Origin of the sequence: Rhizobium sp. YJ-22 (genome assembly GCF_029601685.1) — a bacterium.
In the GTDB taxonomy this organism is placed as follows: domain Bacteria; phylum Pseudomonadota; class Alphaproteobacteria; order Rhizobiales; family Rhizobiaceae; genus Metarhizobium.
On record NZ_JARRIR010000001.1, the window covers coordinates 764,972 to 777,802 of the forward strand.

Consider the following 12,831-nt stretch of genomic DNA (forward strand, 5'->3'; position numbering starts at 1 on the left):
CGCCGGCGGGCTCGATCCCGACGAATACCAGGGCTTTGCCTGGGGCATGGGCCTCGACCGCATCGCCATGCTGAAATACGGCATGCCGGACCTGCGCGACTTCTTCAACGCCGACGTCCGCTGGATGACGCATTACGGCTTCCGCCCGCTCGACATGCCGACCCTGTTCGGCGGCCTCAGCGCCTAACCGGCATCCAAGGAGAAAGACCATGAAATTCACCCTCTCCTGGCTCAGGGATCACCTGGAAACCGAGGCGTCGCTCACCGAAATCTGCGAGCGGCTGACGGCCATCGGCCTCGAAGTCGAGGATGTCGACGACAAGGCGCTGTACAAGCCCTTCGTCATCGCCCGCGTTATCGCCGCCGAAAAGCATCCGCAGGCCGATCGTCTTCGGGTTCTCAAAGTCGATACCGGCAGCGGTGAACCGGTGCAGGTCGTCTGCGGCGCGCCGAATGCCCGCGAGGGCCTCGTCGGCGCCTTCGTCGCTCCCGGCACCTATGTGCCCGGCATCGACGTGACGCTGGCGGTCGGCACCATCCGCGGCGTCGAAAGCCGCGGCATGATGTGCTCGGAAAAGGAACTCAACATTTCCGACAATCATGACGGCATCATCGACCTGCCGGCCGATGCGCCCATCGGCACGTCCTTTGCTGCCTATGCCGGCCTCGACGATCCGATCATCGAGATCAACCTGACGCCGAACCGGCCGGATTGCACCTCGATCCGCGGCATCGCCCGCGATCTCGCCGCCTCCGGCCTCGGCCGCCTCAAGGACGTCAAGGCACCGTCCTTCCCGGTCGAGGGCGAGACCCCGACCAAGGTGGTCATCGATCTGGACGATGCAGCGCTGTGCCCCGGCTTTGCCCTGCGCCTCGTGCGCGGCGTGAAAAACGGCCCGAGCCCGCGCTGGATGCAGCAGCGGCTAATTGCCATCGGCCTGCGTCCGATCAACGCGCTGGTCGACATCACCAACTACATGACCTTCGACCAGGGCCGGCCGATGCATGTCTTCGACGCCGCCAAGGTCAAGGGCAACCTGACCGTCCGCCGCGCGCATGACGGCGAGACCGTGCTGGCGCTCGACCAGCGCGAATACAAGCTCGGCCCCGCCAACGTGGTCATCGCCGACGACAATGGCGTCGAATCCATCGGCGGCATCATGGGTGGCGAGCATTCCGGCTGCGACGAGAACACCACCGACGTGCTGATCGAATCGGCGCTGTGGGATCCGATGAACGTCGCCCGCACCGGCCGCACGCTCGGCATCATCACCGATGCGCGCTACCGCTTCGAGCGCGGCGTCGACCCGGAATACATGGCGCCCGGCCTGGAACGCACCACCGAACTGGTGCTGGAACTCTGCGGCGGCGTGGCCGCCAAGGCCGATGTCGTCGGTTATCAGGGCCACCAGACGAAAATCGTCCCCTTCCCGGTCTCCGAGGTCAAGCGCCTGACCGGCCTCGATATCGACCGCGCCGAGAGCGCCGACATCCTGACCCGTCTCGGCTTTGCCGTCGGCGGCGCAGGCGAGACGCTCTCGGTCGGCGTGCCCTCCTGGCGGCCGGATGTCGATGGCAAGGCCGATCTGGTCGAGGAAGTGCTGCGTATCCATGGCGTCGACAACATCCGTCCGACGCCGCTGGAAAAGCTGTCTTCCGTCAACGGCAAGATCCTGACGACGCTGCAGATCCGCACCCGTACCGCCAAGCGGGCGCTGGCCGCGCGCGGCATGCTGGAGGCCGTCACCTGGTCCTTCATCCCGGAAGCCCATGCCAAGCTTTTCGGCGGCGGTCAGCCGGCGCTCAAGCTCGCCAACCCGATTGCCGCAGACATGTCCGACATGCGCCCGTCGCTGCTGCCGGGCCTGCTTTCGGCCGCACAGCGCAATGCCGACAAGGGCTATGGCGACGTGGCGATCTTCGAAGTCTCCGGCACCTATGAGGGCGATACGCCGGAAGCACAGCGGCGCGTCGCCGGCGGCATCCGTCGCGGCACCGCCTCGCTGAACGGCGCCGGCCGCTTGTGGTCGAACGCCACGCGCGGCGGCGGCAAGCCGGTCGACGTCTTCGACGCCAAGGCGGATGCGCTGGCGGTGATCGAAGCCTGCGGCGTGCCGATGGCCAATGTCCAGATCGAACGCGGCGCGCCCGGCTGGTATCATCCCGGCCGCTCCGGAACGATCAAGATGGGCCCGAAGATCGTTCTCGGCACTTTTGGCGAGTTCCACCCGCGCGCACTCGAAACCCTCGACGTGACAGGCGCGCTCTGCGGCTTCGAGGTCTATCTCGACGCCATGCAGGAGCCGAAGCGGAAAGCCACCCGCACCAAGCCGGCGCTCGATCTCTCCGCCCTGCAGGCGGTCAAGCGCGACTTCGCCTTCGTCGTCGACCGCACGGTGGAAGCCGGCGCCATCCTCAAGGCCGCCGCGAGCGCCGACCGCAAGCTGATCGTCGCCGTCAATGTCTTCGACGTGTTCGAGGGAGCATCGCTTGGCGCCGACAAGAAGTCGGTTGCCATCGAAGTGGTGATTCAGCCAATCGAAAAGACCCTCACCGACGAGGATTTCGACGTGCTGACGGCAAAGATCGTCGGCAACGTCACCAAGACGACCGGCGGCACGCTGCGCGCCTGAGTGGCCGATCTTAAATGGAAAAGCCGCCCGGGTCTGCCGGGCGGCTTTGCTTGTTATTCGCCAGCCAGCAATTCCGGCCTTTCGGAACGCTCCGCGACCTCGATCTGCCGGACCCAGGCGCGAGCCAGCGCCAGGCCGGTGGCGTCAGCGGCGGGGCCATGCACCTGTGCCAGGTCGCGATGCTCCTCCAGCCAGCCGGGTCGGCAAACTTCCATCATGTCGGGGAACTTCTGACGCCAATCCTCGACCACGTCGCGGCTGGCTTCGAAATGGAACTGGGTGCCATAGGCGGCGCGACCGATGCGGAAAGCCTGGGCGGAGGCCGCCGGGCTCGAGGCCAGATGCACTGCTTGCGACGGCAGGGTGAAGGTATCGCTGTGCCACTGGAAAATCGAAAAATCCTGTGCGGCGGCGGCGGCCAGAACCGGATCGGCAGCACCTTCCGGCGTCAGCGCGACGTCAAACCAGCCGAATTCCGGCGTCTGGCCGAGCAGGTTGTCGCCACCATAGCCGCGCGACAGAATCTGGCAACCGAGACAGATGCCGAGCACCGCCTTGCCGGCATCGCCGAAGCGGCGCATGACCTCGGCCAGTTGCGGCAGATAAGGATGGGTGTGGTCGTCGATGGCGCTTTGCTCGCCGCCGAGCACGACGAGCCCATCGAACGCATCAGGGTCTTGCGGCAGTTCGCCACCCTTCCAGGGCTGGAAGATCGTCAGTTCCGCGCCGGCCTCTTGCAGCGCCACACCGACCTGCCCCAGACTCGATACAAGCGTATTTTCAACCACCGCAACGCGCATCGCCACACTCCCTGCTGTCTTTCACGCCGGGACAAGACCATGTCCCGGCGCAAGGTTCAAGGGTCCTGTCAGAACTGCCGGCCGATCCGAGCATCGACGGACCAGGCATTGGCGCCGCGCACGACGAAATAGAGGGTGATCGCCGCCCAGAGGACCGATTTCTCCGCTCCCGCCAATCCGTCACCCCAGGCAAAGCCATGGGCATAGACGGTGACGAGCAGGACGATCGATGCGGCCAATGCCGCCGGCCGCGTCAGGAAACCGAGGGTGAGAAAGATGCCGCCAAAGAATTCGGTGGCCGACAGCAGCGGCGACCAGAAAACGCCGGGATAGAAGCCAAGGCCCTGCACCATATCGACGGCCCCGAAGGGATTGATGATCTTGCCATAGCCATGGACGGCGAGCAGCGCACCGGCGGCAAGCCGCAGCAGCGTTTCCATCGGCGTGCGCAGGCCGGCATAGAGAGACCCGAGCGCGGGGATGATCAGGCGGGGTTCGGTCATGTCGTCTCCTTGAGCTGTCCTTGGAAGTACGCTTGAAAAGCGAATGGCGGCAGATCTGCGGGTCGCGGCCGGAATGGCAATCCATAACCCGATCAAAACATGACTATTTCAGTTGAATTTTTCGTGAGCCGCTGTTGTCGTTATCCGGTGGTGCGCATAAAGCTGGAAAAAACATGAAATGGAGACCGTCATGACCGACAAGCCGCGCATCACCATCCTCTACTGCACGCAATGCAACTGGCTGCTTCGCGCCGCCTGGATGGCGCAGGAACTGCTCTCCACCTTCGCCGATTCGCTTGGCGAAGTGGCGCTGCTGCCCGGCACCGGCGGCAATTTCGAAATCCGGGTGAACGGCGAGCTGATCTGGGAGCGCAAGCGCGACGGCGGCTTTCCCGGCCCGAAGGAACTGAAGCAGCGGGTGCGCGACATCATCGAGCCCGGCCGCGATCTCGGCCATACCGACCGCGTCAACCTGGAAAGCTGATTTCCCGGCAGCGACAACAGCGGAAATCCCCTATACATAGAGCAGATGTCGCGGGCGCGACGGCGGCTCGATGCCTCCCGCCGCTTGCGGCCAACGCGGCACAATGCATATTGGGAGTCCTTTCGTGAGCCTGAAATTCGGTACCAGCGGCCTGCGCGGCCTTTCCGTCGATCTCAAGGGCAAGGCGACGGCGCTGTATGTCACCGCCTTCGCGCGCGTGCTCCTGGAAAGCGGCCGGGCGCGTGCCGGCGATCCGATCTTCGTCGGCCGCGATTTTCGCGAGTCGAGCCCGGAGATCGCCGCAACCTGTTTCGGGGCGCTGGCGCGCGCCGGCTTCACGCCGGTCGATTGCGGCGCGGTCCCGACGCCGGCGCTGGCGCTCTACGCCATGAGCCGCAAGGCAGCGGCAATCATGATCACCGGCTCGCATATCCCTGCAGACCGCAACGGCATCAAGTTCTATCGCCCGGACGGCGAGATCGACAAGCAGGACGAGGCGGCGATCAGCGCCAAGGCCGCCGAACTGGCTGAGGGCGAGACCGCAGTCGACGCGACGCCTGGCCGCGGCGAAGATGCAGCGGTGGCCGTCATGGAGCTATTCTGCGCCCGTAACCGCGCCCTCCTGCCGGAACAGGCGTTGGCCGGCCTGAAGATCGGCGTCTACCAGCACAGCACCGTGGCGCGCGACCTGTTCGTCGAGGTGCTCTCCCATTACGGCGCCGAGGTCGTGCCACTCGGCCGTTCGGAGAATTTCATCCCGGTCGATACCGAAGCCGTCTCGGCAGAGACCGTGACGCTGCTGCGGGACTGGGCCGCCGAGCACAGGCTCGACGCCATCGTCTCCGCCGACGGCGACGGCGACCGGCCGCTGCTCGCCGACGAAACCGGCGCGCCGCTGCGCGGAGACCTGCTCGGCCTGATGACTGCCATTTTCCTTGATGCCGGCGTGGCGGTGACGCCGGTGACCTCCAATTCGGGGCTGGAAAAGGCCGGAAGCTTCTCGGTGATACGTACCAGGGTCGGCTCGCCTTTCGTCATCGCCGGCATGAACGAGGCCCTGGCCGAAGGCCGCGCCAAGGTCATGGGTTTCGAGGCCAATGGCGGGCTGCTGACCGCTTCCGCCTTTGATGTCAACGGCCATAGCCTCGATCCGCTGCCGACCCGCGACAGCGTGCTACCGGTGCTGGCCGTGCTTTCGGCGGCCGCGCAGGCGAAAAAGCCGCTCTCGGAGATTGCCGGCAACCACCGCCTGCCCTTCGCCGATGCCGACCGCCTGGAGAACTTCGCCGTCGAAAAAAGCGCGGCAGTGATGGCGCATCTGCGCGCCTCCGACGCCAATCTCGCCGCCTTTCTCGCCCCCATCGGCAAGGTCGCGGGCAAGAGCGACATCGACGGGTTGCGAATCGCGCTCGAGGACGGCCGGATCATCCATTTTCGCCCCTCCGGCAATGCGCCGGAGATGCGTTGCTACGTGGAAGCGGAAACCCCGGAAGCGGCAAAAGCTCTGCTGAAACAGGGCCTTGACCTTATCCGCACATGGGTCGGCGGGGTCCTCTGACATTTTTTTCGAGGTTTGAAACAAAAACTTCAAAAACCCCGTTGACTTCCGCCGCCCAGCCCCGTACATCGCTCCTCGTCGCCCAGATGGCGGAATTGGTAGACGCGCCAGCTTCAGGTGCTGGTACTCGCAAGGGTGTGGAGGTTCGAGTCCTCTTCTGGGCACCAATTTCATAACCTAAGTTGTCCAACAGGGCGCTTAGGTACTTCAAAAGGCCCGGGAAACCGGGCCTTTTTGTTTTTGATTGTCCAGGCTCGTCCCGTTGCATCCAGCAGTTTTTCCGACAGCTTTGTTGTGTCGTCCGAAAGTGGTGAGCAATATCTCGCCGTTGACGATCGTTTCGAATGCAAACCTGAAATCATTCGCGCCACTCGATTTTGCATTGCGAAGAAATATTTTCGCGATGCCTTGAATGATCGTGTTAAAAATCCTACATTGAATTTATCGAACTTTGTCTGCGACTTTTGTCTCTGCGCCTTGAGCGCCTGTCATTCTTCCCTTCATCGTCGATTATTTCGCCGGAAACTCCCGGCAATTCCAACGATTGAAAGGAAATCGTTATGAACACAGGCACCGTAAAGTTTTTTAACGGCACCAAGGGTTTCGGCTTCATCGCCCCGAACGATGGCGGCAACGACGTATTCGTGCATATCACTGCTGTCGAGCGCGCCGGCCTTCGCTCGCTTAGCGAAGGGCAGACCGTGCAGTACGATCTCGTACAGGATCGTCGCTCGGGCAAGTATGCCGCAGACAATCTGCGCGCTGCTTGATGACTTTGTCATTCGCCGGCGCTGACCACGGATGTACTGGCGGCGCGGCTGAGTGATCTTGAGAGGTCGGGGTCATGCCCGGCCTTTTTGCTTTCTGCCTCTGGAATCGCTGTGAAAGGATAGGTTCTTGCAAGTTCTCGTCAGGGACAACAACGTCGATCAAGCCCTCCGCGTTTTGAAAAAGAAAATGCAGAGAGAAGGGCTTTTCCGGGAAATGAAGGCACGGAGCGCTTATGAAAAGCCTTCCGAAAAGAGAGCGCGGGAAAAAGCCGAGGCCGTCCGGCGCACCCGGAAGCTGGCCCGCAAGAAGGCGCAGCGCGAGGGGCTCCTGCCCGCTCCCAAGAAGAAGCCGCTGCCAGGCCGGGCGAAGTGACGCCACGAGACGCCGGAATTCGAAGGAGCCCTAGATGACCGCATCTGAAGAGCAGTTTTTTAAGCCGGGAAAGGCCAGCGCCGCCAAGAAAGCGGAAAATACCGATTCCGCCGCCAAGGGCATCGTTGCGCAGGAGACGGCGGCGCGGGAGAAGAAGACCGAAAAGCTTCGGGCGCTGCGTTTGGCCAAGGAGGCCGCCGAGCCCGCGCCCTTGCCGAAAACCAAGCGCAAGTGACGCAAAGATGCTGACCAGGCCGGGCGCAGACCGCCCGGACATACCTGCCTGGCGCGCACCATCAAGCCCGATGGCGATTTTTCCGCGCCGCCCCGGCTATCCGACTGCGATCACCATGTCGGGCGATCTCAAGTTTGGTGGCGCGGACAAGGACAGGGCATCGGGATGACGAAACCCGCCTGCGACCGCGCAACAAAAAAGGCCGGGGCGAAATCGCACCGACCTTCCTCATCATCGCTTCCCTACCAATGCCAGTACATCCGTGGTCAAAAGCCTGAAGCAACGCGGCGATTGCGAGCGGCGAATTCATTTCAGCGCTCATCAGCAATGCCGATTGCCTATTTATAATGGGCGATTGTGGTCGAAACAAGGTCCGTATGGCCGAATCGCCAAATGACCTTAATTGACGATTTGCCATTACCGGCGCAGAGGCGCATTGTGACAGCCTCGGCACCCATTTTTCGGGCGCATGCCGACTAAGGGACTTGCTTCCTTGCCCCAACGAAAGGAGGACCAGATGTCTTCCAATATCCGACATATCGATTTCGGTCCTCGCCACGCGCGCCTGCTGCGGGAGATTTTGAGGCGTGCGGGCTATGTCAGCGAGAGAATGGAGCCGCTTTCCGGCGCGGAGCGTCAAGCGTCGCTCATTCTGCTGCGGCGGTTCAATCGCGAACTTCAGCCAAGCCGATAGGGGCGACTCGACCATGTACCCTTGGCAATCGTTTTTCCTCTCTTCAGGAGCCGGCGCATCCGCCAGCCCTGAGAAAGCGCGGCCTCGTCCCATGAAGACCACCCATCAAGACACGATCTGCGGCGTGACGCGGCTGCATCGTTACGCAATTCAAGGAATGCCTACGGCCGGTCGGCTTCACCAGAACGGCAAGCCGGAGGCAAGTCGCCTGGTGCTTCTCGATTCGTCATCGACTGGCAGGGTCGAAACAGGAGGATCGAATGTCGAAAGGCCAGATTCGAAGCAGCAAGGAGCCGCGCAAGCCCAAGCAGGACAAGGCGCAAAAGGCCAAGCTGCCGCCAACCAACAACGGCCGGCAGGTCGAGGTTTTGCCTGGCTCAGGTAAGAAGAAATAGCCGGCGCCCGCCAGTCGTGTCAGAACAGGCTGCCTTGCGTCGGCGGTTCCGATTTCGGTTTGGAGGAGCGTTTTTTGACGGGTGACGCGGCGTCCGGCGCGGTGGCTTCACCGGTGACGGCGTCAACGCGGCCATCGGCGAACTGGATGGAGATCGCCTCACGCGGGCCGATGGCGGCGGCGCGGGACAGGGGACGATCCTCGGCATCGCGGATTACGGCATAGCCGCGCTGCAGCACATTCTTGTAGGACAGCGATTCGAGAACGCGGTTTTGCGCCTGCATGTCGGCGCGCAGGCGGCCGAGGCGGTGCGTCAGCGCGCTATCGGCGTGGCGCATGAGGTTTGCCAGGCGATCGGAAAAGCGCGCCGTCTGCACCTGCAGGCGGGCGGGCACGAGGCCGAGCACGGCATCGGCGCGACGCAGCCTTGCGCGGGCATCGTCGGTGCGGCGTTCGACGAACCGTTCGATGCGCTGCAGGCGATCGGCCACTCGCTGGCGGCGCTCGGCAATACGCGCGGAGAGCATGTCCGGGCGTAGATGGCTGGCGACGCGCTCAAAGCTGCGGCGTTTGTTCAACGCCGTCATAGACAGTCCGCGACCCAGGCCGACGGCCGCTTCGTCGAAGCGGCGACGCGGAAGCGCCAGCAACTGGTCGAGCGAGGGCAGCGCCCGCACCAGGGCACGCACATCCTGCCGGCGGCGATCCATGTGGCGGCCAGTACAGCCTTGCAGGCGGGCGGCGAGGCTGGAAAGCTGGGCCTGCAGCTCGGCCTTGACCGGCACGGCCATTTCAGCAGCACCGGTCGGCGTCGGCGCGCGGATGTCGGCCGCGTGGTCGATCAGTGTCCAATCGGTCTCGTGGCCAACTGCGGAGATCAGCGGAATGGTGCTTTCGGCGGCGGCGCGCACGACGATTTCGTCGTTGAAGCTCCACAGATCCTCCAGACTGCCGCCGCCACGGGCGACGATCAGAACGTCCGGGCGCGGAATCGGTCCGTCCGGCGTCATGGCGTTGAAGCCCCTGATGGCGTTGGCCACCTCGTTTCCGGATCCCTCACCCTGCACCTTCACCGGCCAGACGAGGACATGCACCGGAAAGCGGTCGGAAATGCGATGCAGGATATCGCGGATCACCGCGCCGGTCGGCGAGGTGACGACGCCGATGACGCGCGGCAGAAACGGCAGGCGGCGCTTGCGGTCGGCATCGAACAGTCCCTCGGCGGCAAGCTTGCGGCGGCGCTCCTCGAGCAGCGCCATCAGCGCTCCGGCGCCGGCGGGCTCCAGGCTTTCGATGACGATCTGGTATTTAGAGGAGCCGGGAAAGGTGGTGATCTTGCCGGTGGCGATCACCTCCATGCCCTCTTCCGGGCGAACCTTGAGCCGGCTCATGGTTCCTTTCCAGACGACGGCATCGATGCGGGCGCGGTCATCCTTCAGCGAGAAATAGGCGTGACCCGAGGAATGCGGTCCGCGATAGCCGGAGATTTCGCCGCGCACCCGCACTTGGTCGAAGGCGGTCTCGACCGTGCGCTTGATGGAGCCGGACAATTCGGAAACGGTATATTCCGTCAGGTTCGAGGCGGCATCGGTGTCGAAAAGATTGGTCATGGCCGAAGTCTAGCGGATCGCCGCCGCGATGGGCAGCCGGAAAGCGCGGGCGAAGCCCCTTCTGCACGGGATTTGCAGGCGGGCGCGGCAAAAAACCGTCCTCTTTCATTCACGGGCCGGCGCGCCGGGAGAAGATGGGGCGATCAACACCCAACCCGAGAGGATCGCCATGTTCGACCGTTTTGCCAATGTTCAGCCCTCGCTTTCCGGCCCGGCGCTCGCCGCCTTTCCGGTGACGCCCGACGACGGCACCGATCTGCCCGAGGCCAGCCGCGCCGTCTATATCGGCACGGGCGGCAATCTCAGCGTCAGAATGCTGTCCGGCGAGATCGTGACCTTTACCGGTCTCGCCGCCGGCACGTTCTTGCCGGTGCGGGTATCGCGCATCCGCGCAACCGGGACCACCGCCGGCAATATTATCGCGCTCGCCTGAACTTCCCGCGCTCTCAATCGTTAGGGGAGACGCGCTCCGCCGAAAGCATTTGTTAGCAAGGCCGGGGCAATACTCCCCGGCTACAAACAGCGAAGGGGGCGAGCATGATCTTTTTGACAAGCATGACGATCGGCTTTACCGCGGGACTGATGCGTTCGGTCACGGCGGTGTTGGTTGCGGCCCTCCTGATCCTTTTCGCCTATGGCGCGGCCTCGCTGTTTTCGGGCCTCGTCTCGGTGCGCTGGCTGGTCTATTCCATCCTCGGCTTCAATCTCGGCATTTTCGGCCTCGTGCTTTGCATGCTGGCGCTCGACCGCCGCCGGCCGGCCGAAAAGCGGCGCGACGCCTGAGGTTGACTACGGTTTGACGCGGTAAAGCTGAAGCGGCGCCGTTTCCGTTCCGGCGACCGGCTCCAGGTAGCCGGGTATATTGCCCGCGGTCAGTTGCCCGTAAAGCCCCTGCGGCTCCAGCTTGGCGAAATTCATCGTCTGCCAATCGCTTCTGCAGAATGCGAGTACCCCGACGCCGGCGCCGCGCAGGAAGGCTTCCGCCTGTTTCGGCTTCGACAGGCCGATATAGATCTCCGTCAGAATGCCGCCCTGGTTGCGATGATAGGGCGCGGTCAGAACGCGATGGCCGGTGTAGCGCAGGATCGACACGCCGAATTCGACGGGTGCGGCAACCGTGGTCGGCGGCAGGGCGGCGAGCGTCGCAAGTGCGGCCGGCCCGATACAGGCCGGCGTATTGCCGGCATCGACTTTTGGCGACAGACGCTCGACGATGCCCTTGACGCCTTCCGTGGCGACCAGCCCGGCCATCGCCCAAGCCGATGGCAAAGCGGCGAAACCCATGCAAAGATAGAGAAAACTGGCGCCCATATGCTGCGGATTGGCATGGACGAAGCGGCGCAGATCGATCAGCAGCAGCGAGAAGGGCAGGATGCCGAGCAGGTTGGCAAAGGCCGCGCCGCGCACCTGCAAGGCGGCAACCAGCCAGCTCACGCCGATCAGCGCCGCAAGGATCAGCGCGGTTTCCACCCGCCGCCTCTCGATGGCGAAAAAGATCGCAATGGCGAAGGCGACCGCGCCGACCCCGTAGAACGCACCCCAGGCGGAGGGATCGAGCCTTGCGAACGCCACCATCGAGCGCGCCTCGGTGACATTGGACAGCCATAGCCGCACAACCAGCGGATCGAGATCGGACAAGGGATTGCCGAGGCATTTCGGCGCGATCAATACGGCCGTGCCGGCAACGGCCGCGCCGACGAGCCCGAGCGCCCCCAGCCGCGCCGAGAAGCGACAGCGGGCGGGAAGAAAGGTGGCGGCCATCAGGCCGAGGCCGCCGGCGGCGATGATCGAGTAGAAGCCGAGCGACAGGTTATCGCAGGTAACCGCGCCATAACGCGACGGTGGTATGGTGGCGAAAAAGGCGGCGGAGACGACGCCCACCAGACCGAGGCAATAGGCGCGCGCCGCCCGTGCCATCATCGGCCCATGCCAGCCCCAGAGCAGGGCGACGATCATGCTGGCGACCGCCACATGCGGCACGGTTTCGGCGCCGATGGCGACGGCCAGCGCCGCCGCGGCCCCGGCGAAGAAAAAGCTTGGCGCCCGGCGCGCCGGGTCGACCAGCATGGCGGCCATGGTGGCGATCAGCACCTGCTGGACATTGTGATGATCGATGGAACCCGGCAGGAAACGGTTTCCCGTGACCATGAACAGCGCGGTCAGCCCAAGGCTGACATGCATGACCGCGATACCGCCGATCCGCCGCCCGGCCAGCCCCATCGCCGCCAGCAGGGCCAGGCTGAGGGAGAGCGGCCAGACCGTCAGCGCCAGCGCCTCGGCGCGCTCATGCGGCAGAAACAGGTCGAATGTGGAGATGAGGTTGGCGAGCGGCAGGTCGATCAGCCTCGACCAGTGCATCAGTGTGCCATCGCCGAGGCCAAGGCGGTATTGCATCAGATCGAACCAGCCCTGGCCGCCGAGGAGATCGCGCACCTCGATGAGGCGCATGACGTCGTCATTGTCGGCGCCGACATAATCCGTGGCATTCGGCAGGTTGAGCAGTAGAAGCACCAGAATGGTCAGGATGCCGTAGAAGGCGATGGCGGCGGGCAGGCGCGAAAGCAGCAAAGCCAAGCGGCCGGGGGCCGCCTTCGCCTCGGCCGGACCGGCACCCTCGCTCGCAAGCAACGCATTCGTCATGCCGGCCTTCCTTTTCCGCCGCCCTTTTCCGCGTTGGGGGCCTTGGCGGAAACCATGCCTTAACCTTCTCAAGAAATAGTAAAAAACGACCTGGCGGCATGGGCGGCCGGCACTGTGTGTTTTGCGTCGAGGACATC

At 64.0% G+C, this 12,831-nt stretch carries 14 protein-coding genes, 1 tRNA gene and 1 pseudogene; 12 read left to right on the forward strand and 4 right to left on the reverse strand.

The window, feature by feature from the left end; translation table 11 throughout:
* A pseudogene (locus P7F60_RS03670) lies at positions 1–187 on the forward strand (phenylalanine--tRNA ligase subunit alpha); the annotation flags it as partial.
* Between the two features lie 22 nt (positions 188–209).
* On the forward strand, positions 210–2,633 hold the full coding sequence (pheT, locus tag P7F60_RS03675) for a phenylalanine--tRNA ligase subunit beta (protein WP_277916331.1): 2,424 nt from the start codon (positions 210–212) through the stop codon (positions 2,631–2,633).
* A gap of 53 nt (positions 2,634–2,686) precedes the next feature.
* On the opposite strand, the gene P7F60_RS03680 is transcribed toward pheT, so the two are convergent.
* Positions 2,687–3,433, reverse strand: a complete 747-nt coding sequence (locus tag P7F60_RS03680; protein WP_277916332.1) for a type 1 glutamine amidotransferase — start codon at positions 3,431–3,433, stop codon at positions 2,687–2,689.
* A 68-nt stretch (positions 3,434–3,501) separates the two neighbouring features.
* Entirely contained in the window at positions 3,502–3,936 is a 435-nt protein-coding gene (locus tag P7F60_RS03685; RefSeq protein WP_277916333.1) for a DoxX family protein, read from the reverse strand.
* Positions 3,937–4,126: 190 nt separating this feature from the next.
* On the opposite strand from P7F60_RS03685, the gene P7F60_RS03690 reads away from it, so the two are divergent.
* From P7F60_RS03690 to P7F60_RS03725, 8 genes are all read left to right on the forward strand, one after another.
* Positions 4,127–4,420, forward strand: coding sequence for a SelT/SelW/SelH family protein (locus tag P7F60_RS03690; protein ID WP_277916334.1), 294 nt, complete (start codon positions 4,127–4,129; stop codon positions 4,418–4,420).
* Between the two features lie 130 nt (positions 4,421–4,550).
* Complete coding sequence (locus P7F60_RS03695) at positions 4,551–5,978, forward strand: phosphomannomutase (protein WP_277916511.1); 1,428 nt, start codon at positions 4,551–4,553, stop codon at positions 5,976–5,978.
* 80 nt (positions 5,979–6,058) lie between these two features.
* Positions 6,059–6,145 (forward strand) — tRNA-Leu (locus P7F60_RS03700).
* A 393-nt stretch (positions 6,146–6,538) separates the two neighbouring features.
* Positions 6,539–6,748 (forward strand): cold-shock protein, encoded by a 210-nt coding sequence (locus P7F60_RS03705; RefSeq protein WP_277916335.1) that lies wholly within the window; start codon positions 6,539–6,541, stop codon positions 6,746–6,748.
* Positions 6,749–6,875: 127 nt separating this feature from the next.
* Positions 6,876–7,121, forward strand: a complete 246-nt coding sequence (gene rpsU, locus P7F60_RS03710; RefSeq protein ID WP_277916336.1) for a 30S ribosomal protein S21 — start codon at positions 6,876–6,878, stop codon at positions 7,119–7,121.
* Between the two features lie 34 nt (positions 7,122–7,155).
* Complete coding sequence (locus tag P7F60_RS03715) at positions 7,156–7,356, forward strand: hypothetical protein (RefSeq protein WP_277916337.1); 201 nt, start codon at positions 7,156–7,158, stop codon at positions 7,354–7,356.
* Between the two features lie 517 nt (positions 7,357–7,873).
* Positions 7,874–8,050 (forward strand): hypothetical protein, encoded by a 177-nt coding sequence (locus tag P7F60_RS03720; protein WP_277916338.1) that lies wholly within the window; start codon positions 7,874–7,876, stop codon positions 8,048–8,050.
* 260 nt (positions 8,051–8,310) lie between these two features.
* Positions 8,311–8,445, forward strand: coding sequence for a hypothetical protein (locus P7F60_RS03725; RefSeq protein WP_277916339.1), 135 nt, complete (start codon positions 8,311–8,313; stop codon positions 8,443–8,445).
* Between the two features lie 19 nt (positions 8,446–8,464).
* On the opposite strand, the gene xseA is transcribed toward P7F60_RS03725, so the two are convergent.
* On the reverse strand, positions 8,465–10,054 hold the full coding sequence (gene xseA, locus P7F60_RS03730) for an exodeoxyribonuclease VII large subunit (protein WP_277916340.1): 1,590 nt from the start codon (positions 10,052–10,054) through the stop codon (positions 8,465–8,467).
* Positions 10,055–10,223: 169 nt separating this feature from the next.
* Here xseA and P7F60_RS03735 point away from each other — a divergent pair, with 169 nt between their 5' ends.
* Both P7F60_RS03735 and P7F60_RS03740 read left to right on the forward strand, forming a co-directional pair.
* Positions 10,224–10,487, forward strand: a complete 264-nt coding sequence (locus tag P7F60_RS03735; protein ID WP_277916341.1) for a hypothetical protein — start codon at positions 10,224–10,226, stop codon at positions 10,485–10,487.
* A 104-nt stretch (positions 10,488–10,591) separates the two neighbouring features.
* A complete protein-coding gene (locus tag P7F60_RS03740; protein ID WP_277916342.1) occupies positions 10,592–10,837 on the forward strand; it encodes a hypothetical protein in 246 nt (81 codons plus the stop codon).
* Positions 10,838–10,843: 6 nt separating this feature from the next.
* Here P7F60_RS03740 and P7F60_RS03745 read toward each other — a convergent pair whose 3' ends face one another.
* On the reverse strand, positions 10,844–12,694 hold the full coding sequence (locus P7F60_RS03745; protein WP_277916343.1) for a hypothetical protein: 1,851 nt from the start codon (positions 12,692–12,694) through the stop codon (positions 10,844–10,846).
* Between the last annotated feature and the right edge of the window lie 137 nt (positions 12,695–12,831).

Bases quoted from the DNA above. Each gene is read 5' to 3' on its own strand.
- P7F60_RS03690 (WP_277916334.1), top strand. From the start codon at position 4,127: ATGACCGACAAGCCGCGCATCACCATCCTCTACTGCACGCAATGCAAC.
- P7F60_RS03725 (WP_277916339.1), top strand. From the start codon at position 8,311: ATGTCGAAAGGCCAGATTCGAAGCAGCAAGGAGCCGCGCAAGCCCAAG.
- P7F60_RS03740 (WP_277916342.1), top strand. From the start codon at position 10,592: ATGATCTTTTTGACAAGCATGACGATCGGCTTTACCGCGGGACTGATG.
- P7F60_RS03720 (WP_277916338.1), top strand. From the start codon at position 7,874: ATGTCTTCCAATATCCGACATATCGATTTCGGTCCTCGCCACGCGCGC.
- P7F60_RS03685 (WP_277916333.1), bottom strand. From the start codon at position 3,936: ATGACCGAACCCCGCCTGATCATCCCCGCGCTCGGGTCTCTCTATGCC.
- xseA (WP_277916340.1), bottom strand. From the start codon at position 10,054: ATGACCAATCTTTTCGACACCGATGCCGCCTCGAACCTGACGGAATAT.
- pheT (WP_277916331.1), top strand. From the start codon at position 210: ATGAAATTCACCCTCTCCTGGCTCAGGGATCACCTGGAAACCGAGGCG.
- P7F60_RS03705 (WP_277916335.1), top strand. From the start codon at position 6,539: ATGAACACAGGCACCGTAAAGTTTTTTAACGGCACCAAGGGTTTCGGC.
- P7F60_RS03745 (WP_277916343.1), bottom strand. From the start codon at position 12,694: ATGACGAATGCGTTGCTTGCGAGCGAGGGTGCCGGTCCGGCCGAGGCG.
- P7F60_RS03735 (WP_277916341.1), top strand. From the start codon at position 10,224: ATGTTCGACCGTTTTGCCAATGTTCAGCCCTCGCTTTCCGGCCCGGCG.
- P7F60_RS03715 (WP_277916337.1), top strand. From the start codon at position 7,156: ATGACCGCATCTGAAGAGCAGTTTTTTAAGCCGGGAAAGGCCAGCGCC.
- P7F60_RS03680 (WP_277916332.1), bottom strand. From the start codon at position 3,433: ATGCGCGTTGCGGTGGTTGAAAATACGCTTGTATCGAGTCTGGGGCAG.